This is a genomic window from Bradyrhizobium sp. GW821-FHT13H06 (genome assembly GCF_058803975.1).
In genome coordinates, this window is sequence record NZ_JBXAPN010000001.1 from 1264400 (window position 1) to 1284760 (window position 20361).

The 20361-nt window shown below is 64.5% G+C and carries 22 protein-coding genes; 3 read left to right on the plus strand and 19 right to left on the minus strand.

The annotated features are described in order from the left end of the window. Positions 1-12: 12 nt before the first annotated feature. Genes AC1RQP_RS06065 through AC1RQP_RS06080 form a run of 4 tightly spaced genes read right to left on the minus strand, consistent with a single transcriptional unit; the run spans position 13 to position 3085 of the window. On the minus strand, positions 13-696 hold the full coding sequence (locus AC1RQP_RS06065; protein ID WP_492936249.1) for a 4-carboxy-4-hydroxy-2-oxoadipate aldolase/oxaloacetate decarboxylase: 684 nt from the start codon (positions 694-696) through the stop codon (positions 13-15). After that, a complete protein-coding gene (locus AC1RQP_RS06070) occupies positions 693-1406 on the minus strand; it encodes a PIG-L deacetylase family protein (protein ID WP_008552603.1) in 714 nt (237 codons plus the stop codon). The genes AC1RQP_RS06065 and AC1RQP_RS06070 overlap by 4 nt, the downstream gene beginning before the upstream one ends. A 51-nt stretch (positions 1407-1457) precedes the next feature. Further along, a complete protein-coding gene (locus AC1RQP_RS06075) occupies positions 1458-2336 on the minus strand; it encodes an amidohydrolase family protein (RefSeq protein WP_492936391.1) in 879 nt (292 codons plus the stop codon). A 38-nt stretch (positions 2337-2374) separates the two neighbouring features. Next, entirely contained in the window at positions 2375-3085 is a 711-nt protein-coding gene (locus AC1RQP_RS06080) for a TetR/AcrR family transcriptional regulator (protein ID WP_239623076.1), read from the minus strand. A gap of 117 nt (positions 3086-3202) precedes the next feature. On the opposite strand from AC1RQP_RS06080, the gene AC1RQP_RS06085 reads away from it, so the two are divergent. After that, entirely contained in the window at positions 3203-4180 is a 978-nt protein-coding gene (locus tag AC1RQP_RS06085; protein WP_492936250.1) for a tripartite tricarboxylate transporter substrate binding protein, read from the plus strand. Positions 4181-4406: 226 nt separating this feature from the next. On the opposite strand, the gene AC1RQP_RS06090 is transcribed toward AC1RQP_RS06085, so the two are convergent. Continuing rightward, complete coding sequence (locus AC1RQP_RS06090; protein ID WP_492936251.1) at positions 4407-5549, minus strand: mechanosensitive ion channel family protein; 1143 nt, start codon at positions 5547-5549, stop codon at positions 4407-4409. A gap of 127 nt (positions 5550-5676) precedes the next feature. On the opposite strand from AC1RQP_RS06090, the gene AC1RQP_RS06095 reads away from it, so the two are divergent. After that, the gene (locus AC1RQP_RS06095; protein WP_492936252.1) at positions 5677-6927 is read left to right on the plus strand and encodes a DUF763 domain-containing protein; all 1251 of its coding nucleotides are present in this window, start codon (positions 5677-5679) and stop codon (positions 6925-6927) included. Between the two features lie 33 nt (positions 6928-6960). On the opposite strand, the gene AC1RQP_RS06100 is transcribed toward AC1RQP_RS06095, so the two are convergent. The 6 genes from AC1RQP_RS06100 to AC1RQP_RS06125 form a co-directional block, all read right to left on the minus strand. Next, positions 6961-7203 carry a hypothetical protein gene (locus AC1RQP_RS06100; protein ID WP_492936253.1) on the minus strand — a complete coding sequence of 81 codons (243 nt, stop codon included), beginning with the start codon at positions 7201-7203 and terminating at the stop codon, positions 6961-6963. Positions 7204-7352: 149 nt separating this feature from the next. Next, a complete protein-coding gene (locus AC1RQP_RS06105) occupies positions 7353-7553 on the minus strand; it encodes a hypothetical protein (RefSeq protein ID WP_061877671.1) in 201 nt (66 codons plus the stop codon). Positions 7554-7568: 15 nt separating this feature from the next. Continuing rightward, a complete protein-coding gene (locus AC1RQP_RS06110; protein ID WP_061877672.1) occupies positions 7569-7754 on the minus strand; it encodes a hypothetical protein in 186 nt (61 codons plus the stop codon). A gap of 143 nt (positions 7755-7897) precedes the next feature. After that, complete coding sequence (locus tag AC1RQP_RS06115) at positions 7898-9163, minus strand: cytochrome P450 (RefSeq protein WP_492936254.1); 1266 nt, start codon at positions 9161-9163, stop codon at positions 7898-7900. Between the two features lie 92 nt (positions 9164-9255). Next, on the minus strand, positions 9256-9576 hold the full coding sequence (locus AC1RQP_RS06120) for a hypothetical protein (protein WP_061877674.1): 321 nt from the start codon (positions 9574-9576) through the stop codon (positions 9256-9258). Between the two features lie 106 nt (positions 9577-9682). Next, the gene (locus tag AC1RQP_RS06125; protein WP_492936255.1) at positions 9683-10456 is read right to left on the minus strand and encodes a ferredoxin--NADP reductase; all 774 of its coding nucleotides are present in this window, start codon (positions 10454-10456) and stop codon (positions 9683-9685) included. 157 nt (positions 10457-10613) lie between these two features. Between AC1RQP_RS06125 and AC1RQP_RS06130 the strand changes: the two genes are divergently transcribed. Beyond that, complete coding sequence (locus AC1RQP_RS06130) at positions 10614-11810, plus strand: amidohydrolase family protein (RefSeq protein ID WP_197965871.1); 1197 nt, start codon at positions 10614-10616, stop codon at positions 11808-11810. Positions 11811-11977: 167 nt separating this feature from the next. Here the strand turns inward: AC1RQP_RS06130 and AC1RQP_RS06135 are convergent, their stop codons facing one another. The 8 genes from AC1RQP_RS06135 to AC1RQP_RS06170 all read right to left on the minus strand — a co-directional run bounded on the left by AC1RQP_RS06135 (position 11978) and on the right by AC1RQP_RS06170 (position 20217). After that, the gene (locus AC1RQP_RS06135; protein ID WP_239623071.1) at positions 11978-12433 is read right to left on the minus strand and encodes a MarR family winged helix-turn-helix transcriptional regulator; all 456 of its coding nucleotides are present in this window, start codon (positions 12431-12433) and stop codon (positions 11978-11980) included. A 13-nt stretch (positions 12434-12446) separates the two neighbouring features. Continuing rightward, a complete protein-coding gene (locus tag AC1RQP_RS06140) occupies positions 12447-13151 on the minus strand; it encodes an ABC transporter ATP-binding protein (RefSeq protein WP_492936256.1) in 705 nt (234 codons plus the stop codon). Then, complete coding sequence (locus tag AC1RQP_RS06145; protein WP_061877678.1) at positions 13148-13939, minus strand: ABC transporter ATP-binding protein; 792 nt, start codon at positions 13937-13939, stop codon at positions 13148-13150. The genes AC1RQP_RS06140 and AC1RQP_RS06145 overlap by 4 nt, the downstream gene beginning before the upstream one ends. After that, positions 13936-15825, minus strand: a complete 1890-nt coding sequence (locus AC1RQP_RS06150; protein WP_492936257.1) for an ABC transporter permease — start codon at positions 15823-15825, stop codon at positions 13936-13938. Before AC1RQP_RS06150 ends, AC1RQP_RS06145 begins: the two co-directional genes overlap by 4 nt. Positions 15826-15975: 150 nt before the next feature. Beyond that, the gene (locus tag AC1RQP_RS06155; RefSeq protein ID WP_239623068.1) at positions 15976-17178 is read right to left on the minus strand and encodes an ABC transporter substrate-binding protein; all 1203 of its coding nucleotides are present in this window, start codon (positions 17176-17178) and stop codon (positions 15976-15978) included. A gap of 77 nt (positions 17179-17255) precedes the next feature. Beyond that, complete coding sequence (locus AC1RQP_RS06160) at positions 17256-17840, minus strand: amino acid synthesis family protein (RefSeq protein ID WP_024338309.1); 585 nt, start codon at positions 17838-17840, stop codon at positions 17256-17258. 26 nt (positions 17841-17866) lie between these two features. Further along, positions 17867-18763, minus strand: a complete 897-nt coding sequence (locus AC1RQP_RS06165; RefSeq protein ID WP_492936258.1) for a UPF0280 family protein — start codon at positions 18761-18763, stop codon at positions 17867-17869. Next, entirely contained in the window at positions 18760-20217 is a 1458-nt protein-coding gene (locus AC1RQP_RS06170; protein ID WP_492936392.1) for a 6-hydroxynicotinate reductase, read from the minus strand. Before AC1RQP_RS06170 ends, AC1RQP_RS06165 begins: the two co-directional genes overlap by 4 nt. Positions 20218-20361: the final 144 nt, after the last annotated feature.

The window sequence follows — 20361 nt, forward strand, 5'->3', positions numbered from 1 at the left end:
CTTTCCGTCGCTTCAGACGTCCTCGGGATTGTCGACATACACCAGTCCGGCCTTCGTCAGCGCCTCGCGCATGCCGTACATGTCGAGACCGAGCTCGCCGGAGGCAAGCCGCTTGCGCTTGCCGCCTTCGTCAGCGTTGCGCTTCTTCGCCTTCTCGGCGACCTCCGCGGCGTAGCGTTTCGGCACCACCACGACGCCATCGTCATCGGCGACGACGATGTCGCCGGGATCGACATTGACGCCGGCGCAGACCACGGGAACGTTGACCGAACCGAGCGTGGCCTTGACCGTGCCCTTGGCCGAGACCGCGCGTGACCACACCGGAAAGCGCATCTCGTGCAGCGCTTTGACGTCGCGGCATCCGGCGTCGATGATCAATCCCTGGACGCCGCGCGCCTGCAGCGACGTCGCAAGCAGCTCGCCGAACATGCCGTCGGTGTTGTCGGTGGTGCAGCCGACGACGAGGACGTCGCCCTTCCTGCATTGCTCGACGGCGACATGGATCATCCAGTTGTCGCCGGGCTGCGCCAGCACGGTGACCGCCGGTCCGGCGATCGACGCGCCCGGCCAAACCGGACGCAGATAGGGCTTCATCTGGCCGATGCGGCCATAGGCCTCGTGCACGGTTGAGACACCGTATTCTGCCATCCCGGCGGGATCGGCGCGCTTGATGTTGCAAACGACGACCGGCTTCATGCCAATTCCTCGGCGACGGTCGGAAACAGGCGCTGATAGGCCTCGCCATAGGTCATGGGCACGCCGGTGTTGCGGCTGCCCTGGATGCCGCGGTTGAGCGCGACGCGCTCGTAATAGCCCCAGAGATGCTTTTGCGCGGCAAGAATCTGGAACGCCTCGTACTTTTCCTTCCAGACCTCGTCGATCTTGAGGAGGAGGTCCGGCTTGTAGTTGCATTGCTCCGGCTGGTGCGGCTCGAACAGAAACACCGGCGGCGCGGAGTATTTGTACTGCGCGCCGGGCTTATGGCCCATTGCCTGCGCGACCACGCGCGTCTCCTGTGCGAAATGCGCCGCATTCGGATGGTCGAAATTATAGGGATCTTCCAGCGCGTGCGTCAGCACGAAGCTCGGATTGAGCTCGCGGTAGATGTCGACCATGCGGTCGAAATGCGCTTCGGTGAGCTTCAGCGGATAATCACCGCAGTCGAAGAACTCGATCTCGGCACCTAACAGCTTTGCCGCCCGCTCCGCCTCGTCCTTGCGGCCGGCCTTGACCGATTCAAGCGTCGCGCCTTTCTCCTTCCAGGCGAACTGGCTTTCGCCGCGCTCGCCGAACGACAGGCAGACGATCTTCATGCGATAGCCCTTTTTCGCATGCAGCGCGATGGCGCCGCCGGCGCGCCAGACGAAATCGCCGGGATGGGCGGTGATCACGAGACCTGTTTTCATGGGACGAACTCCCTTCTTTCGTTTGTAGGCATCATATTGATCGCGGCCCCTTCATTGATCGAAGCCAAATAGGCGCGCGGGATTGTCGACCAGAATCTTCTGCTGAAACTCCGGCTCCGGCGCGAACAGCGGGATCAGATCGACGAGGTCGCCATCATTCGGCATCACCTTGACGTTGGGATGCGGCCAGTCCGTGCCCCAGATGACGCGATCCGGCGCGGTCTCGACGATCTTTCGCGCGAACGGCACCGCATCCGTGAACGGCGGACCGGCCGAGGACACCCGCTCCGAGCCGCAGATCTTGACCCAGCAGTTCTCATCGCGCTGCATCAGCTCGATCAGGATCCTGAACGGCAGCTGATCGAGCCCGTCGGCAGCCCTCACCCGCCCCATATGGTCGATGGTGTAGGTCAGCGGCAGCTTTGTCAGCATGTCGGCGTATTCCGGCAGGTCGATCGCATCGAAGTGCAGATCGATGTGCCAGCCGAGCGGCGTGACCATCGCGACGATGCGGTTGAACACACGTCTGTCGGGCACGCCGCCGAGATGGCGAACGAAATTGAAGCGGCAGCCGCGGAAGCCGCCGTCATGCAGCACGCGGAGCCCGCGTTCGGTGATGGTGTCGTCGATATTGGCGACGGCACGGTAGGCGCCGCTGCTCTGCGCGATGGCATCCAGCGCGACCGTGTTGTCGGTGCCGTGCACGCTGGCATTGACGATGACGGCGCGCTCGACGCCGAGCTTGGCGTGCAGCGCGCGAAAATCCTCCAGCGGCGCGTCAGGCGGCGTGTAGGAGCGATCCGGCGCGTAAGGATATTTCGCGCCGGGCCCGAAGATGTGGCAATGCGCATCGCAGGACAGCTTCGGCAGCTTGAACTTCGGCGTGCGCGTGTTCGGATCGGGCGGCGGAATGGTCGGCGTGTACATCATCGTCGTCAGGTGAGCCCGCCGAAGCGAGACAGCTTGTTTCAAGGCTTGCTGCTGATGACCGGCCGCCGCCGCGCCGGCGCGGCTTGATCGAGCGCGGGTGCCTGGAATGCGGCGACCGTGGCCTGCACCAATTGCTCGATGGCGCCTGCGGCATCGCTGCCGTCGGCCTCGCCGCGCGACAAGCGCGAAACGCGCTCCGGCGTCACCAGCGAATAATAGAGCGCACCGAGCAGAAAGTGGCTGCGCCAGACGATGTCCGTACGCGGGATGTGCGGCAGGCTCTCGTGGATCGCATCGATGAAGGCGTGGCTGGTGTCGTCGAAGGTCTGCGCGATGATTTTTCGCGCGACCTCGTTGCCCTCCGCCGACATCACCGCGCGCAGCCGCGTGAAGCGCGCCCCGCCGCCCGCGAGATCGCTGCCGGAGGTGAAGGCCGGCACCACATAGGCGCGCACGATCGCCTCCAGCCGGTCCTGGAGATCGCGCACGCGCCTGGCAGCGGCAAGCAACTCGGAACGGCGCAGGTTCATCGGCCCGCAATGGCGCCGGTAGATCTCCAGCAGCAACCCGTCCTTGGTCCTGAAATGATATGTCACGCTGCCCGGATTGGCCCCGGCAGCATGCGCGATATCTCGCACCGACACGGCATTGAAGCCGTTGGTGGCGAACAGCTCCTCGGCCGCGGCGAGGATCGCCTCGCGCATGTTCGGCTTGCGGGCCGTTTCCCTGCTGGTGGGCTTGCGTATCATGTAATTTGTACTATCGTACAAAAGATCAGGTCTCGTCAACAAAAACGATGGCAGGGTTCAGTCGGCGTGGAAAGAGCGCCGCTGGAACGCGAACGCCGCCGATGGAGTGCTGGGAATATGTTGGATTTGAACAGGAAGATCGGCTGCCTGCTGCTGGGCGCCACATTGCTGCTGGCAGCGGGCGCAGCTCAAGCCGACAACTATCCGAGCAAGCCGGTCCACATCCTGGTGCCCTATGCAGCGGGTGGAGCAGTCGACGTGCTCGCGCGCACGTTGGGCCAGGCGCTGGCGAAGACCTGGGGGCAGCAGCCCGTGATCGACAATCGTCCCGGCGCGGGCGGCATCGTCGCCTCGCAAACGCTGACCAAGTCCGCGCCTGACGGTTACACGCTGATCCTGGTCGCGAGCGGCCATCCGCTCAACCAGTTCATCTATCCAAGCGTCCCTTACGACACATTCAAGGATTTCACCGCGATCACCGAAGTCGCTTCGTCCCCGCTCGCGATCGTGGTGGCCAAGGACAGCCCTTACAGGACGCTCGGCGATCTCCTCGCCGCCGCCAAGAAGGAGCCGGACAAGCTCTCCTACGGCATGTCCGGCAACGGCACCTCGGCGCATCTTGCAGGCGAGCTGCTGAAATACATGTCCGGCACCAAGATCGTCGCGATCCCCTACAAGGGCGGCGCACCGGCGCTGACAGCCGTGATCGCCGGCGAGATCCCGCTCAGCATCAATCCGCTTGCCGAAGCGATCGGCCAGCTCGAGGGCGGCCCCGTGCGCGCGCTGGCGGTGACCTCCGCCGAACGCTCGAAGGCGCTGCCGGATGTTCCGACCATCGCCGAGGCCGGCGTGCCCGGCTACGACGTCTCGGTCTGGTGGGGCGTTCTTGGACCGGCAAACATGCCGCCGGAGATCGTGTCCAAGCTTGAAACCGATCTGAAGGCCGCGCTGCAGGATCCCGGCGTGCTATCGACGCTCAGCAAGATCGGCGCAGCGCCGGTCGGCTCCTCCGCCAGGGAGTTCGACGCCTACATGCACGCCGAGGCGACCAAATGGGAGCCGGTGCTGAAGGCCGCCAACATCCGCGCGCAGTAAAGCGCCCTTCCAGGTGCATCGCGCACCGCACTGCTTGCATCTGCGGTCATTGCTTCGCTGACGGCGCCCGCCCACGCCGACGGCGAAGCAAGGCTACTGGCGCCGGACAGCAAGCCGCTCCGCCAAGGCAGAACGCGCAAGGCAGAACGCGAATGGGTCGCATTCGCTGTCGGCGCGCGGATCGGCCAGCCGACGCAGCCGCGGTCGGCGCCGGCTGATCGCGGAGTCAATTGCGCCCGCCTGCCCGCATCTTCTCCGGCGGCGTGACGCGCCGCACGAAATCAGCATCATCGTCGCCAGACGGGATCAGGATCGCGCGTTCGCGCGGCAGCGCCTCCGGCATCTCGTCGCGGATGAAGGCCACCAGCTTCTCCCTGATCTCGCAGCGGAGGTCCCAGGACTGCGGTGCATTCCTGGCGCTGACCAGCGCCCGAAGCTCGATGGTGCGCGCATCGGCATCGATCACCTGGAGATTGACCACCTCGCCGTCCCACAGCTTTGACTGCTTCACCGCCTGCTCCAGCCAGCTCCTGATGCGTTGGACGTCGGCACGATAGTCGACATGGAGCGCGATCACGCCGATGAGGGATGCGGTGTCGCGCGTCCAGTTCTGAAACGGCTTTTCGATGAAATAGGACAGCGGCACCACCATGCGACGCCAGTCCCACAGCCGGATCACGACATAGGTCGAGGCGATGTCCTCGACCCAGCCCCATTCGTTCTCGATGATCACGGCGTCCTCGATGCGGATCGGCTGGGTGATCGCGATCTGCAAACCCGCGATCAGATTGCTCAGCAGCGGGCGGGCGGCGAGACCGACGATGATACCGGCCGCGCCCGCGGAGGCGAACAGGCTGACGCCGTATTGCCGGACCGAATCGAACGTCATCAGCGCGGCAGAGATCGTGATGACGACGATGATGGTATCGGTGACGCGCTTGAACACGCGCACTTGCGTGACGTGCTTGCGTGCGACGAAATTCTCGGTGACGTCGCGAAAGTTCTGGAGATAGCGCGCAGCACTCATGTCGACGATCCGGATCGAGATCCAGCCGATCAGCGCGATGAAGGCCACGACGAACAGCCGCATCAGCGGCGTGCGGATCGCGTCGTCCAGCGGCGCGAGCGGCAGCACCAGTGCGACGGCGGCGAGACAGAGAGCGAGTTGGGCGGGGCCCGCGGTCCGATCGATGAACACGCTCAGAAGGGGAAAGCGGGTGCCGAATGCGCGGCCAAGCAGCCATATGGCGACCCGATAGACCAACAAGGCGAGCAGGATCGCGCCGGCAACGAGGCTGAGGCCAATGAACCATGAGGGTATCCAGCCGAACATCCTGTCGATGTCGGCCATGAGGGCCTGCCAATTCATTGCCATCCCCGTCATTGCATGCGCACCAGCGCGCTCAACGCGCTCCGGCCGGCTTGGCTCCCCCCGTTCAGTGCAACGCAGCATTCCGCTGATGCAACCGTCGCCGAATTGCACTAGATTGAACCGCATGACTCGACGAACCGGCAGCGCCGATCTCCCTCTTCACACCGGACGGGTTCCGCCGTGGCTGGCAAGTCGCATGTCGTCGCTGGGAGCGATCGTCACCCAGGCGATCGTGCATCATTACGGCCGCGATGCGTTCCTCCAACGGCTGTCGCATCCGTTCTGGTTCCAGTCGTTCGGCGCCGTGATGGGGATGGACTGGCACTCTTCCGGCATCACCACCTCCGTGATCGGCGCGCTGAAGCGCGGGCTCGGACCGCTTCAGGACGAGCTCGGAATTTATGTCTGTGGCGGCAGGGGCCAGCATTCGCGCAAGACGCCGGACGAGCTGTTGCAGCTCGGCGACCGCGTCGGATTCGACGGCCCCAGACTGACCCGCGCCAGCCGTCTGGTGGCCAAGGTCGACAGCGCCGCGGTCCAGGACGGTTTCGACCTTTACCTGCACGGCTTCTTCGTGACGGCCGACGGCAAATGGACGGTGGTGCAGCAGGGTATGAACGGCGACAAGCGGCAGGCGCGACGCTATCACTGGCATTCCGAGGCGCTGAAGAGCTTTGTCGATGCGCCACACAGCGCAATCGACGGGCCGCAGCAGGGGGAGATCGTCAATCTCACCGATCATCGCGCCGACGTTTCTCGGACGGCGCAGCTCGAACTGCTCTGCGATCTCGGCCCCGATCGCATCGTCACCGAATTCGAACGGCTCATCGGGACCGAGTCCACGCCGGCACAAGGCACGCTGCCGCATCTGATCATGCCTGCCCATCACGACGTCCGTCCCAAGGACGTGTTCGCGCGCCGCCTGCACGGCACGCTGGCCGCCGCAGCCGAGCGGGGCCCGGTCGATTTCCCGGAACTGCTGCTGACGCCGGGCGTCGGCGCGCGCACCGTGCGTTCGCTCGCGATGGTCGCGGAGGTCGTTCACGGCGCACCCTATCGCTTCAGGGATCCCGCGCGTTTCTCGCTCGCCCATGGCGGCAAGGACCGACATCCCTACCCCGTTCCGATCAAGGTCTATGACGAGACCATCCGGGTGCTGAAGGGCGCGATCCAGAACGCGAAGCTCGGACGCGAGGAAGAGATGCATGCGATCAAGCGTCTGGACGATCAGGCGCGGCGGCTGGAGCGGACCGCGCGCGGCCCTTCGATTGGGGCTTTCATCGCCACTGAGCGTGCGGCCTCCCCGGATCTGGATGGTCGTTCGGTGTTCGGCTGGGAGCGCGATCTAGCGCCCACACGAAAACGGACCGGCTGAACACCGGTCCGCAAGTTGGCGGGAGGAACGATCTCAGGTCTCGTCGGTCTCCGGCTCTTCCTCAAGCCGGTTGGCTGCGTGGTCCTGATATTGTTCAGTCTGGATGGACTTGCCGTCCATGCCACGAATGTCCGAATGCTGTTTCTTGTCACGGTTGGACAGCACCATGTTGTCGCCGATCATATCCTTGGGTACGTCGGTCAGGCCGCCGGTGCCGTCGCCCTTGCCGTGCATGCCCGATCTGAAATGCGTCTTGCTGCCGTGCCCACCTGGCATTTGTCTCTCCTGTTGCAGTGACCTTCCGAAGACCTAGCGCTTCATGGTGGTCCCCTTCGATCCCCCGATCAGGGGATTTTCACGAATGTCCTTCTCGCTCGGCGCGTATAGTTTGGGTTGCCTGCTGCTCATGAGTCACCTGTCTCCAGTCACCTGCCTCCGCCCTTTCCGGCCTCGTCGTGCCTGTGATGGGAATCGTGCTCTCCACCGCCGCCGGAAATCCGGCTGTGGCTGCGCTGCGGGTCGTCCGCCGGTGGCTTCTTGATTTCCAGCGGCGCCTTCGCGTTCTCGTGCGATGCGCCGGGTCCACCCTGACGGATGCTGTTCGGGGTCTTGGTGGATGTCGACATGGGATGTCGCCCTCCTCAACGATCTTGCTGGTAGCCTTGATTGGTCGTGTTCTGCTTGATGTTGCCCTGCTGTCCCTGCTGGTCCGGATTTTGCGCACGTTGCTGGCCGTGTGGCGCCTGATCGGCGGACGTTTGCTTGCTGTCGCCAGTTCCCTTGCGGCTCTGATTGTCCGGCGGAACAGGTGGCATCCTGCTGGTCATGATCTTGTCTCCCGTTAGGACGTCGATCTGCGACGTGCACGGCCAAGGAATTCGTAGCCGCGCGTCCAAGAGACAACAGGTCCAGCGGCACACCGTTCCTGACTGATCACGCGCGACGAAGATTTTCCGAAGGGACGCTGATCTCAGCTCGCCGCGGTGAGGGAATTCTCAAGGCTCGCTCCTGCTCGCCCCAGTGTTCCACGGCTCTCAGCCGTGACGGGAAGTTTCGCGATCGCGCGCAAGCCCGGCCGCCTGCGCCAATGGACCTCGGCGGGATCGACGGCAAGACCGAGTTTCGGCCATCGCACGAACAGCGCTTCCAGGGCGCAGGCCGCCTCGATGCGCGCAAGCTGATGGCCGAGGCAGAAATGGATTCCGGTGCCGAATGAAATATGGCGGTTCGGCTTGCGCTCGAGATCGAGGCGCTCGGGACGATCATGCACCGCCGGATCCATGTTCGCAGCGGCGAGCATCACCATGACGCGGTCGCCCTTCTTCAAGCGCACGCCTTCGACCTCGACGTCGCGGCGCACATAGCGAGGCTTGGAGAATTGCACCGGCGACACGAAGCGCAGGAACTCCTCCACCGCAAGCCCGACGCGGCTCCAGTCCTGCTCCAGCCAGTCACGCAATCCGGGATTCCTGAGAAGCTCATACACCGAACCGCTAATGAGATGAGTGGTCGTCTCGGATCCCGCCGCGAGCAGCAGAAACACCATCGAGACCATCTCGCCCGGCGTGATCTGACCGCCTTCGCGCTCGACCTGGACCAGTTCGGCAATCAGGCCCTCGCCGCCTTGCACGCGTGCAATCTGCAATTGCCGTTCGAGGTAGACTCGCATCTTGCGGAACGCGAACAGCAAGCGGAAGAAGCTGACGACATTCGTCAGCGAGGACATCTCGTTGGCCCAGGCGATGAACTTCGGGCGATCGGCCGGCGGCAGGCCCAGGAGCTCCGAGATCACCGCGAGCGGCAGGATGCGCGCGTAGCGCTGGACGAGATCGGCCGGACTTCCCGCTGCGAACAGTTCGTCCGCAAGCGTGTCGGCGATGGCACGGATGCGCGGCTCCATCGCAACGATCGCGCGGCGGCGAAACGCCTCGTCCACGATGCTGCGCAGCCGGGTGTGATCCGGCTCGTCCATCGTCAGCATGTTGTTGGCGATGGTCCTGACGTATCTCGGCATCCACCAGCGCAGACCCGCGACGTCGCCGTCCTCCTTGCGCAGCGTGAAGGTCGCGCCGTCCTTCAACACCTGCGCTGTCGCATCATGGGTCGTGGTGATCCAGACGTCGCCGACGATTGGGAATCGCGTCGCAACCACCGGGCCGGACATGCGCAACGTCGCGATGGCCTTGGGCGGATCGCGGAAAAAAACCTCGCTGGTAAAATCGAGGCGCACAGTCATGGAATCACCGGACTGATTGCTGACGTTTCACCCAGATGGTGCGCGGCGCGGCCCGTGCAAGGGTCGCCTCGTCGATCGTCAACGAGAGGCGTCTATCCGCGCCCGGGCGAACGCTGGCCGGTCTTGCGCTGCTGGGTGTAGGCGTCCCAATGGCTCCAGCTGCCGTTGCTGAGGCTCTGCAGGTCGGTTGCGAGCGGACGGCGCGTGCGCTTGTCGTGATCGGCGATCACGCGCTCCGACTGTGCGATCTTCCGCTTGAGTTCCGCGATCGACTTTTGGGTCTGGCCATCCCGCTTCGATGAGGCGATCTCGCCCATCGTGAAGCGCGCGGTCTCCAGCGCCTTCAACTCGGCGCGGTTCTTCTTCAACTGAACCCGGTGCCAGGCGATGTTGCTGTCGCTGTCCGCAACCATGTGGGAACTCCGCTGATTCGCTCCCACATAGTATCAAGCGCCGAATCGGCGCCGCAACGGGCCCCACGCGGCGAAAATACGGTCTTATCGCGCAGGAATTGCGGGATTACCGCTCGGCGAAGGCCTTTTCGACCACGAACTGGGCCGGCTCGCCGTGATTGCCCTCGGCGAATCCGCGTTCGCCCAGGAGCACGCGGGTGTCCGCGACCAGCGCCGGGCTGCCGCAGATCATGACGCGGTCATGCGCGGCTTCCAGCACCGGCAGGCCGATATCGGTGAACAGCTTGCCTGACGTGATGAGGTCCGTGATGCGGCCACGGTTGCGGAAGGGATCGCGGGTCACGGTCGGGTAGTAGATCAGCTGATTGCGAATGTACTCGCCGAGCAGTTCGTCCTTCGGCAGATGCTCGGTGATCATCTCGCCATAGGCGAGCTCCTTCACGTGGCGGCAGCCGTGCAGCAGCACGACCTTGTCGAACCGCTCATAGGTCTCGGGGTCCTTGATCACGCTCAGGAAAGGCGCAAGGCCCGTGCCGGTGCCGATCAGGTAGAGGTTGCGCCCCTCTTCCAGATTGTCGATCACCAGCGTGCCGGTGGCCTTGCGGCTGACGATGATCTCGTCGCCTTCCTTCAAATGCTGGAGACGCGAGGTCAGCGGGCCGTCCGGGACCTTGATCGAGAAGAACTCCAGCGTGTCCTCGTAGTTGGCACTGGCGACGCTGTAGGCCCGCAGCAGCGGCTTCTCGCCGACCTTGAGCCCGATCATGGTGAATTCGCCGTTGCGGAAGCGGAAGGTCGGGCTGCGGGTGGTCTTGAACGAGAACAGCGTGTCGGTCCAGTGGTGGACGCTCAAAACGCTTTCCTGATTGAAATTGCTCATCTCACCCTTCCGTGTCGCTTGCTTGCGGTCCCGAGGCGGTCAGCTATGCGTCGTTTGTACACGATCATTCGTATACTAATGAATAATCCTGCTTGATCCCGCGGTCAAGGCTGCCCAAGATCGAAAGCGTTGCAGTTAGGAATAAGGAGCCCCTTCCATGGCGCATGACGCACCCCAGGCCACCGGACCCTCCAAGCTCGTGATCCGGAATATCGGCCTGATCCTGTCCGGCGCTCTGGAAAAGCCGATCCTGGACGGCGACACCATCGTCGCCGAGAACGGCAAGATCACCGCGATCGGCCGCTTCAAGGACGTCAACACCGAGGGCGCGACCACCATCGTCGATGCCCAGGGCACCACGGTGGCGCCGGGCCTGATCGACAGCCACGTCCACCCCGTCGCGGGCGACTGGACGCCGCGCCAGAACCAGATCAACTGGATCGACAGCTACCTCCATGGCGGCGTCACCACCATGATCTCCGCCGGCGAGGTGCACATGCCCGGCCGGCCCCGCGACGTCGTCGGCCTGAAGGCCATGGCCGTGTTCGCCCAGCGCGCGTTCTGGACCTTGCGTCCCGGCGGCGTGAAGGTTCACGCCGGCGCGCCGGTGATCGAATGCGAGATGGTCGAGGAGGATTTCAAGGAGATGGCTGCCAACGGCGTCAAGCTGCTCGGCGAAGTCGGCCTCGGCGGCGTCAAGGACGGCCCGACAGCGCGGAAAATGGTCGGCTGGGCCCGCAAATACGGCATCCAGAGCACCATCCACACCGGCGGCCCGTCGATCCCCGGCTCCGGCCTGATCGACAAGGACGTGGTGCTGGAGGCCGACACCGACGTGGTCGGCCATATCAATGGCGGCCATACCGCACTGCCCGATGACCAGATCCGCTGCATCTGCGAGGGCTGCAAGCGCGGCCTCGAGCTCGTGCACAACGGCAATGAGCGCTCGGCCTTGTTCACGCTGCGCACCGCGCGCGAGATGGGCGATCTGCATCGCGTCATCCTCGGCACCGATGCGCCCGCCGGCTCCGGCGTGCAGCCGCTCGGCATCCTGCGCATGGTCTCGATGCTGTCCTCGCTCGGCGATCTGCCGGCCGAGATCGCGTTCTGTCTTGCCACCGGCAACACTGCGCGGATGCGGCAGCTCGATTGCGGCCTGATCGAGGTCGGCCGTTCCGCCGATTTCGTCATCATGGACAAGGCGCAGCACTCGCCCGGCAAGAACATCCTGGAGAGCGTGCAGCTCGGCGACCTCCCCGGCATCGGCATGACCATCATCGACGGCATCGTGCGAACGCAACGCAGCCGCAACACCCCGCCGGCCGGGAAGGTGCCGGAGGTGGTGGCGAAGTAGCAAGGGCTACACAAGTACGTATCCCGTCATCCTGAGGTGCGAGTGCACGGCGCGATAGCGCTGTGCGCGAGCCTCGAAGGATGAACGGCCGAGATGTAGCCGGGCCGTCGCCCTTCGAGGGCCGCTGAAGAAGCGGCCACCTCAGGGTGACGGTTAGGAAGCGGAATTCACCTTAGCTTGTTGAGTAGCGCCATCAGCAGCTCACGCTCTTTCGCGTCAAGCGGTGCCAGCGTCTCGCGCGTGATCGCCAGCGCATTGGGCGCCAGCTTCTCCGCAAGCTGCTGACCCGCCCGCGTCAGGCTGACCAGGAGCCGCCGCCCGTCGTCGGGATCCTGGCTGGTCTCGGTCAGGCCGCGCGCGGTGAGACGATCGATCACGCCCTTGATGGTGGCGACGTCCATCGCCGTCAGCCGCCCGAGCTGGTTCTGCGAGCACGGCCCGGTCTCGGCCAGTTTCGACAATGCCGCCCATTGTGTCGGCGTCAAATTGGTGCCGATGTCGCGGGCGAAGATCGAGCTATGGCGCTGCCAGACCTGGCGCAGGATGAAACCGACCTGCTCGTCGAGCACGTAAGGCGGCTTCGCCGGTTTGACGTTCTTCTTCGCCGTCACGCTTCTCGCCATCCGTTCCCCGCTCTCACAACGACAGATGCGCGTCGCGGATATCTGGACGCGCGTCGAGCTCGGCCATGGTGCCGCCGAAGCAGATCCGGCCGCGCTCGATGATGTAGGCGCGGTCGGAGATCAAGCGCGCGAAATGCAGGTTCTGCTCGGAAACGACGATGCTGACGCCCTCCTTCTTCATGGTCAGGATGGCATCGACCATCTGCTCCACGATCTTCGGCGACAGGCCTTCCGAGGGCTCGTCGAGCAGTACCAGCGAGGGATTGCCCATCAGCGTGCGGGCAATGGTGAGCATCTGCTGCTCGCCGCCGCTCATGCGGCCGCCCGGACGGTTCTTCATCTCGCCCAGATTGGGAAACAGCGCGAACAGCTTTTCGCGCGTCCAGTATGGCGCGTTCGCACGCTTCGGCTGCTTGCCGACTTCGAGATTCTCTTCAACCGTCAAATCGGTGAAGATGCGCCGCTCCTCCGGAACGTAGCCGAGCCCCTCGCGCACGATCTCATGCGTCGGCTTCGCCGAGACGTCCTTGCCCTCGAATGTGATGCAGCCGGTGCGCTGCGCGACGAGGCCGACGATCGAGCGGAAGGTCGTCGACTTGCCCGCGCCGTTGCGCCCAAGCAATGCCACGACCTCGCCCTCACCGACCTCGAAGCCGATGTCGAACAGGATATGGGCCGGGCCATAATGGCTGTTGAGGTCTTGCACCGTGAGCTTCATGCCGAGGTTCCCTCGCGGTGGCGGGCATCGTAGACGAGGCCCTCGCCGAGATAGACTGCCTGCACCTGCGGATTGCCGCGCACCTCAGCCGGCGAGCCCTCGGCGATCAACGTCCCGCGGTTCAGCACGATGATGCGGTCGGCATGCTCGAACACCACGTCCATGTCGTGCTCGGTGAAGAGCACGCCGATGGATTTCTCCCGCGCGATGCTCGCGGTCAGCCGCATCAGATCGACGCGCTCGCGCGGCGCCATGCCCGCGGTCGGCTCGTCCATCAACAGCAGCTTCGGCTGGTTGGCGAGCGCTACCGCAAGCTCGAGCCGCTTGAGATCGCCATAGGCCAGCTCGCCGCAGGGACGGTCCGCGTAGCCGCCCATGCCGACCAGCTCGAGCAGGCGGCCGGCCTCGCCGCGGTCGAACTTCGGCGCCGAGCCCCAGAGGTTGTAGAGCTGCTTCTCATGCGAAATCAGCGCGACCTGGACGTTCTCACGCACGGTCATGGTGGCAAAGGTCGCGGTGATCTGGAACGTGCGCCCGACGCCGAGCCGCCAGACCTCACGCGGCTTCCTGCCCGTGATCTCTTCGCCGAGCAGGCGGACATGGCCGCTATCGGGCTTGTTCTGGCCGTTGAGCATGTCGAAGCAGGTGCTCTTGCCGGCGCCGTTCGGACCGATCAGCGCCAGGATCTCGCCCGCGCGCAGCGAGAACGACACGCCGCGCACCGCATGGATGCCGCCATAGGATTTGGTCAGGCCTTCGACCGCGAGAAGTGGGGGTGCAACGCTCATTCGGCAGACTCGATCGGCTTGGCAAGCAAGGGAGAGCCCGGCGGCGAAGACTTTCGCCGGCGCTGCGCCAGCATCTCGAGCATGCCGACGATCCCCTTCGGGAAGACGACGACGATCAGCATGATGAAGCCGCCGAGCACGAGCTTCGACAGATCGGTCTGGCTCACCAGCCAGATGTTCAAGGCCTTGTAGACGATGGCGCCGATCACGGCGCCGGACACCGTCTCGACGCCGCCGAGCAGCACCATGACGAGTGCGTCGACCGACAGCGAGATGCCGAGATTGTCGGGGAACACGCTGCCCTTGAGGTAGGCGAACAGCGCGCCGCCGATGCCGGCGGTCGTGCCGGCAATCACGAAAGCGGTCCACTGGATCCGCTTGGCATCGATGCCGATCGCTTCGCTGCGAAGCAGCGAGTCGCGCGTCGCGCGCAGCGCGTAACCGAACGGCGAGAACACCATGGCCCGCAACGCGACGGTCACCAGCGCGGCGACGCCGAGCGCAAGCCAGTAGAAATGCGACGGGCTCGCCGCCCAGCTCGACGGCCAGAGACCCAGAATGCCGTTGTCGCCACCGGTCACGCTCACCCATTGGAATGCGATCGACCACACGATCTGCGCAAAGGCGAGCGTCAGCATCGCGAAATAGACGCCGGAGAGCTGCACCGCGAAGAAGCCGAACACGGCGGCACCCATGCAGCCGAGCAGCGGGCCGAGGAACAGACACACGATCATCGGCAGCCCCGCCATCTTGGCGAGGAAGGCGATGCCATAGGCACCGAGCCCGAAATAGGCGGCATGCCCGAACGACGCGAGGCCGCCGACCGACATCAGGAAGTGCAGGCTGACCGCGAAGATCACGAAGATCGCGATCTCCGAGCCCACGGTCAGCAGATAGTTGCCCGCGAACAATGGCAGCATCGCTGCGACGACGAGCGCCGCAACCGCCGCCAGCCGTTCGTTCGACGTCAGCGGCCGCCAGGGATTGACGGTGAGGCCAGGCGTCTTGCGCGCGGCCGCCTCCGGCTTGCCGAACAGGCCCCAGGGCCGCACGATCAGCACCACCGCCATCACCAGGAAGACGAGAATGATGGAGATCTTCGGGAAGATCAGGATGCCGAAGGCGTTCAGCTCGGAGACCAGCACGGCAGCGACGAAGGCACCGACGATGCTGCCGAGGCCGCCGATCACGACCACGACGAACACCTCGACGATGATGCGCAGATCCATGGCGTGATGCACGGCATCGCGCGGGATCTGAAGCGCGCCGCCGAGGGCTGCGAGGAAGACGCCGACCGCGAACACTGACGTGAACAGCCATTTCTGGTTGACGCCGAGCGCCGCGACCATGTCGCGGTCCTGCGTCGCCGCGCGCACCAGGACGCCCCATCGCGTGCGCTGGAACAGCAGCCAGAGAATGCCGAGCACGACGGGGCCCAGCACGATCAGAAACAGATCATAGCTCGGAATGTTCTGGCCGAAGAAATCGATGGCGCCCCTGAAGCCCGGCGCGCGGCGGCCGACGAGATCGTCGGGTCCCCAGATCAGCACCACGAGGTCCTCGACCATCAAGGTCAGGCCGAAGGTCGCGAGCAGCTGGAACAATTCGGGTGCGTGATAGATGCGGCGGAGCAGCACCATCTCGACGATCACGCCGATCATCGCCACGGCCAGCGCGGCCAGCACGATGCTGCCCCAGAACCCAAACGCACCCGAAAGCCGCTCGGTGAGCGTAAAGGCGATGTAGGCGCCGATCATGTAGAAGGCGCCATGCGCGAAATTCACGATCCGGGTCACGCCGAAGATGATCGACAGGCCCGAGGCCACCAGGAACAGCGATGCTGCGCTGGCGAGACCGGTCAGAAACTGTACGACATAAAAGGCCATCGGCGGTCCGGGTTGGTTGGATCTCAGTGCTGGGCTTCATCCTTCGAGACGGCGCTCCGCGCCTCCTCAGGATGAGGTCCGGGACCCTCATGGTGAGGAGCGCGGCGACGCCGCGCGTCTCGAACCATGGAGGCCCCGGTCTCTCTTGCTTCAATCTTTCGGGCGCAGCTTCGCGACCTCGGCATCACCAGGCAGATAGTCCGCACCCTTCTTGTATGAAGAATCCACCATCACGCCCTTGCCGTCCTTCAGCGCGGTCTTGCCGACATAGGCACCGAGCGTCGACTGGTGGTCGATCTTGCGGAAGGTGATCTCGCCGAATGGCGACGGCATGGACAGCCCTTCCGCCGCGGCAATCAGCTTCTCCGGATCGGTCGAGCCGGCCTTCGCGAGAATGGCGGCGGCGGCCTTGATGGTCTGGTAGCCGACGATCGAGCCGAGACGCGGATAGTCGTTGTACTTGGCCTGATAGGCCTTGAGGAACGCGTCATGCTCGGGCGTCTTGATCGAGTACCAGGGATAACCGGTGACGATCCAGCCCTCCGGCGTCTCGTCCTTGAGCGGATCGAGATATTCGGGCTCGCCGGTGAGGAACGAGACGACCTCGCGCCCCTTGAACAGGCCGCGGGTGTTGCCTTCGCGCACGAGCTTCACGAGGTCGGCGCCGAAGGTGACGTTGAGGATCGCTTCGGGATTGGCGGCGGCAACCGCCTGCACCACCGGACCTGCGTCGATCTTGCCCTGCGGCGGCCATTGTTCGTCGACCCACTGGATGTCGGGACGCTTCTCCGACATCAGCTTCTTGAACACGGCGACCGCCGACTGGCCGTATTCGTAGTTCGGCGCGATCGTGGCCCAGCGCTTGGCCGGCAGCTTCGCTGCTGCCTCGACCAGCATCGCCGCCTGCATGTAGTTGGAGGGACGCAGGCGGAAGGTGTACTTGTTGCCCTTGGACCAGGTGATGGCGTCCGTCAGCGGCTCGGCCGCGAGGAAGAACACCTTCTTCTGGTTGGCGAAGTCGCTGACCGCAAGGCCGATGTTGGACAGGAAGGTGCCTGCGAGCATCGCAACGCCTTCGCTCGAGACGAGCTCGTTGGCCGCGGTCTGCGCGTCGGCCGGCTTGCCGCCATCATCCTTGGAAATGACGACGAGCTTCTTGCCGTTGATGCCGCCTGCCGCATTGATCTCCTCGACCGCAAGCTGCCAGCCCTTGCGATAGGGCTCGGTGAACGCCGGCAGCAGCGAGTAGCTGTTGATCTCGCCGATCTTGATGTCCTGCGCCAGGGCCGAATGAGCCATGCCGCCCGCCAGAAGCGCGAAGGCCGCGCCGACGATAGTATTTCTTGCTCGCATCCCAACCTCCAGTTTGAAATCTACTTCTTGAGCATGATCTCATCGGAAAACCGGTTTCCACTTTTCCGGATCATGCTCTATCTCAGACCATCTTCGCCCTTGATCTCCGCGACCGTCAGCCCGCCGACCCGCGGCAGCGGACGGCCGCTGTCGGTGACGGCGACCGCGACCATGATCTCGTTGGCGCGCGGTGCGTCGTTGATCTGCACTTCCATGCCGTCGAAGTGACTGCGCACGAAGGCAGCATCCTTGTGCCCGAGTGGAATATCCAGCGTCGTGCCCGGACCGCTACGCTTCTTCGAGGATGGGATCAGAGCGGCGCCCTTGCCCAGCACTTTGCGCACCGGCGCGCCCATCTTGGGGTGGAGGATGGCGGCGGCATGCTCCAGCTCGCCGTTCTCGCCGACGGCGGCTGCCTTGCCGTAGCTCTGCGCCTTGGCGCCATCGATGCCGAGCGCGGCCACCGCACGCTTCGACAAGAGCTCACCCAGCTCCTCGCCGATCGCGATCAGCGGCGACAGATCCTCGACATATTTTCCGGCGAACGGATTCTCGATGACGGCAATCGCAGCCGCACGCCGGGTCGGCGGCGACACCTGCCGGCCCATCTCCATCTGCGTCTCTTCGACGACGGTGACGATCTTGCGGATGATCGCGCTCATGATTGTGTCCTCAGACTCTTCCCTGTTCAGGCATGAACCACGTTCTCCAGCTGACGCGGGCGCGCTTCCTGCCGTTCAATATCTTTCGGTCCGATGACAAGCATATTACCACAAAGCTGCAACACGGCACCCTCGATCAGTCCGCGATCGAACAATTGCCGTGCACGTTCCGCGCCAGATTCGAGCGCGACGGCGATCTCATCATGAGACAGCTCGCCGACATCGCAGGTGACGGGGCGCACGCCCAGATCACTGTCGGGTTGAAGCTCGTTCGCAGGCTTCCGGATGATGACGGGATGCCCGGGCAGATCGACGGCATTCGCGATCACTGTCGCCGCCGCATCGGCCTGCGATGCGGTCGCCGCAAGCACCGTCACGGCATCGGCGATGCCGAGCGAAAAGCTGCGGCCGTGGCGTCCGCTGGTCGCGACGCCCCGCGCCGGGTCATTCGCATCGATCCTCATCGTCCGCATCACGCCGTCGCGGTCGGGCCGGTCCATCAAGCCGATGGAAAAATGCGCGTCTGCATCGAGATAAAGCGCGATGTCGCCACCATTGTTGACGTAAGCGCGATCGAGCGTCGCAGCGCGCAGCATCGCCCCCAGAATCTCCTCGGCCACGCCGCCGGCCACGGCCGCCATCGGCGTGATGAAGCAATCAGCGGCATAGGGCGCGACAGCGGCGTGCATACGGCGCGCGACGGTGCCGGTCAGCGAAGTCCGCGTCGCAGCATCCGCACGCAATTCAGTCAGTTCCGCGCATAGCTCGTCGAGAAGCCCGGTGAACCGGCGCGCCGCAGCCTCATAGGCCGCGCGCACCTCGTCCGCACGTCCCCTCGCCTCCACGATCAGATCAATCGGTCCATCCTGCAAATGCAGCCGCCGGCCATCAGACAGCAATGCGATTTGCGGACGCCTCGTCATGTCCGGCGCCCCGGAATCGGGTGATGCCAGGGCAACTGGCGGACATCGTCGCCGTTCCGCACCTCGGAGAGCGGCTTCACATAATCCATGTGGCCGCCGAGCGCGGCGTAGTCGGACAGCTTCATCGTGAACTCGATCGGCGCGACCAGCGCCGGCGTCGGCACATAACCGAACGCGCCTGACGGCATCTGCGTCACGTCGACCATGTAGGTGATGCCGCCGCCGGGCCAGACATAGACCGGCGCGCCACCGCTGGTGACGCGCGTCAGCGCATCCTTCACCGAGCGCGTCAGTCGCACCGGATTGTCGGTGACACCGGCACGCAGCGAGCCGCCGGCGCCGGCCATGAACAGCACGGTGCACAACGCGGGCTCGCAGTTTTCCTGGATGCGCTCGACCGAGAACTTCAACTCGGCCGGCATCTCTGTCTCGATCGGCTTCAAGGCTTCGTCGAGCACGTAATACGACGAATGCTCGCCCGTGGTGGAGACCATCAGCATGGTCAGACCGGGCTTCGCTTCCTTGGCATCGAACGGCCCGAGGATCGACAAGGGATCGGAAATGTTGGTACCGCCCCAGCCCGTGCCGGGATCGGCGACCTGGAAATAGCGGCCGGGCGTCGAGCGCCGTCCCTTCATCTTGATGCCGGTGTCGGCGATGTCGAGAAGCTTGCCGGCCTGATGCTCCGAGAGCACCCCGGTGATGTGGTCGTCGACAACGACGACCTCGTCGACCTTGCCGTGCCATTGCTTGGCGAACATGCCGATCGTCGCCGAGCCGCAGCCGACGCGCATGCGCTCTTCTTTCATGCCGTTGACGATCGGCGGCTGCCCGGCCTGCACCACCACGGTGGCGCCACCGTCAATGGTGAGCTCGACCGCCTTGCAGTTGGCAAGGTCCATCAGCGTGTCGCAGGTGACGCGGCCTTCCTTCTTGGAGCCGCCGGTGAGATGATGCACTCCGCCGAGCGACAGCATCTGCGAGCCGTATTCGCTGGTCGTGACGTGGCCGACCGCCTCGCCCTGTGCGCGGACGGTCGCGGTCTCCGGACCAAGATAGCGGTCGGTGTCGATTTTCACCTTGATCCCGCAATAGGAGAAGATGCCCTCGGTGACCACGGTCACCATGTCGACGCCGTCGACCTCAGCGGAGACGATGAACGGCGCCGGCTTGTAGTCGGGATAGGTCGTGCCTGCGCCGATCGCGGTCACGAAGGTCGAGGGTTCGTGGACGATCTTGCCGTCCCAGTCTTCGGTGCGACTGAAGGGAACGAGCTTGCCGCCATGCGAGACCGTGCGCTCCAGGATCACATGCGGATCGACACGGACGAGCTTGCCGTCGTGATTGGCGTAGCGGTCGCAAGCACCCGCTGCGCCCGGCTTGATGTAGCACATCACCGGACAAGCATCGCAGCGGATCTTGTCGATGACGGCGCTCGTCGTTTCAATCACCATGTCGGAGCCGGCGGCCACTGCGGTTATCATTCGTATACGAACAATGTTGCGCGCGGTCCCCTGGCGCTGTCAAGCGGCGGTGCAGCGCAAAAGATGCGGCTGCCGCATAAAACCTCATTTGCCTATCGGCTCTGTCCACAAAGA

Bases quoted from the DNA above. Each gene is read 5' to 3' on its own strand.
- AC1RQP_RS06115 (WP_492936254.1), bottom strand. From the start codon at position 9,163: ATGACTGTGCGCCTCGATTTTACCAGCGAGGTTTTTTTCCGCGATCCG.
- AC1RQP_RS06090 (WP_492936251.1), bottom strand. From the start codon at position 5,549: ATGAATTGGCAGGCCCTCATGGCCGACATCGACAGGATGTTCGGCTGG.
- AC1RQP_RS06145 (WP_061877678.1), bottom strand. From the start codon at position 13,939: ATGAGCGTTGCACCCCCACTTCTCGCGGTCGAAGGCCTGACCAAATCC.
- AC1RQP_RS06070 (WP_008552603.1), bottom strand. From the start codon at position 1,406: ATGAAAACAGGTCTCGTGATCACCGCCCATCCCGGCGATTTCGTCTGG.
- AC1RQP_RS06095 (WP_492936252.1), top strand. From the start codon at position 5,677: ATGACTCGACGAACCGGCAGCGCCGATCTCCCTCTTCACACCGGACGG.
- AC1RQP_RS06120 (WP_061877674.1), bottom strand. From the start codon at position 9,576: ATGGTTGCGGACAGCGACAGCAACATCGCCTGGCACCGGGTTCAGTTG.
- AC1RQP_RS06135 (WP_239623071.1), bottom strand. From the start codon at position 12,433: ATGGCGAGAAGCGTGACGGCGAAGAAGAACGTCAAACCGGCGAAGCCG.
- AC1RQP_RS06150 (WP_492936257.1), bottom strand. From the start codon at position 15,825: ATGGCCTTTTATGTCGTACAGTTTCTGACCGGTCTCGCCAGCGCAGCA.
- AC1RQP_RS06100 (WP_492936253.1), bottom strand. From the start codon at position 7,203: ATGCCAGGTGGGCACGGCAGCAAGACGCATTTCAGATCGGGCATGCAC.
- AC1RQP_RS06125 (WP_492936255.1), bottom strand. From the start codon at position 10,456: ATGAGCAATTTCAATCAGGAAAGCGTTTTGAGCGTCCACCACTGGACC.
- AC1RQP_RS06085 (WP_492936250.1), top strand. From the start codon at position 3,203: ATGTTGGATTTGAACAGGAAGATCGGCTGCCTGCTGCTGGGCGCCACA.
- AC1RQP_RS06160 (WP_024338309.1), bottom strand. From the start codon at position 17,840: ATGAGCGCGATCATCCGCAAGATCGTCACCGTCGTCGAAGAGACGCAG.
- AC1RQP_RS06065 (WP_492936249.1), bottom strand. From the start codon at position 696: ATGAAGCCGGTCGTCGTTTGCAACATCAAGCGCGCCGATCCCGCCGGG.
- AC1RQP_RS06105 (WP_061877671.1), bottom strand. From the start codon at position 7,553: ATGTCGACATCCACCAAGACCCCGAACAGCATCCGTCAGGGTGGACCC.
- AC1RQP_RS06075 (WP_492936391.1), bottom strand. From the start codon at position 2,336: ATGATGTACACGCCGACCATTCCGCCGCCCGATCCGAACACGCGCACG.
- AC1RQP_RS06140 (WP_492936256.1), bottom strand. From the start codon at position 13,151: ATGAAGCTCACGGTGCAAGACCTCAACAGCCATTATGGCCCGGCCCAT.
- AC1RQP_RS06130 (WP_197965871.1), top strand. From the start codon at position 10,614: ATGGCGCATGACGCACCCCAGGCCACCGGACCCTCCAAGCTCGTGATC.
- AC1RQP_RS06170 (WP_492936392.1), bottom strand. From the start codon at position 20,217: ATGGTGATTGAAACGACGAGCGCCGTCATCGACAAGATCCGCTGCGAT.
- AC1RQP_RS06165 (WP_492936258.1), bottom strand. From the start codon at position 18,763: ATGACGAGGCGTCCGCAAATCGCATTGCTGTCTGATGGCCGGCGGCTG.
- AC1RQP_RS06110 (WP_061877672.1), bottom strand. From the start codon at position 7,754: ATGACCAGCAGGATGCCACCTGTTCCGCCGGACAATCAGAGCCGCAAG.
- AC1RQP_RS06080 (WP_239623076.1), bottom strand. From the start codon at position 3,085: ATGATACGCAAGCCCACCAGCAGGGAAACGGCCCGCAAGCCGAACATG.
- AC1RQP_RS06155 (WP_239623068.1), bottom strand. From the start codon at position 17,178: ATGCGAGCAAGAAATACTATCGTCGGCGCGGCCTTCGCGCTTCTGGCG.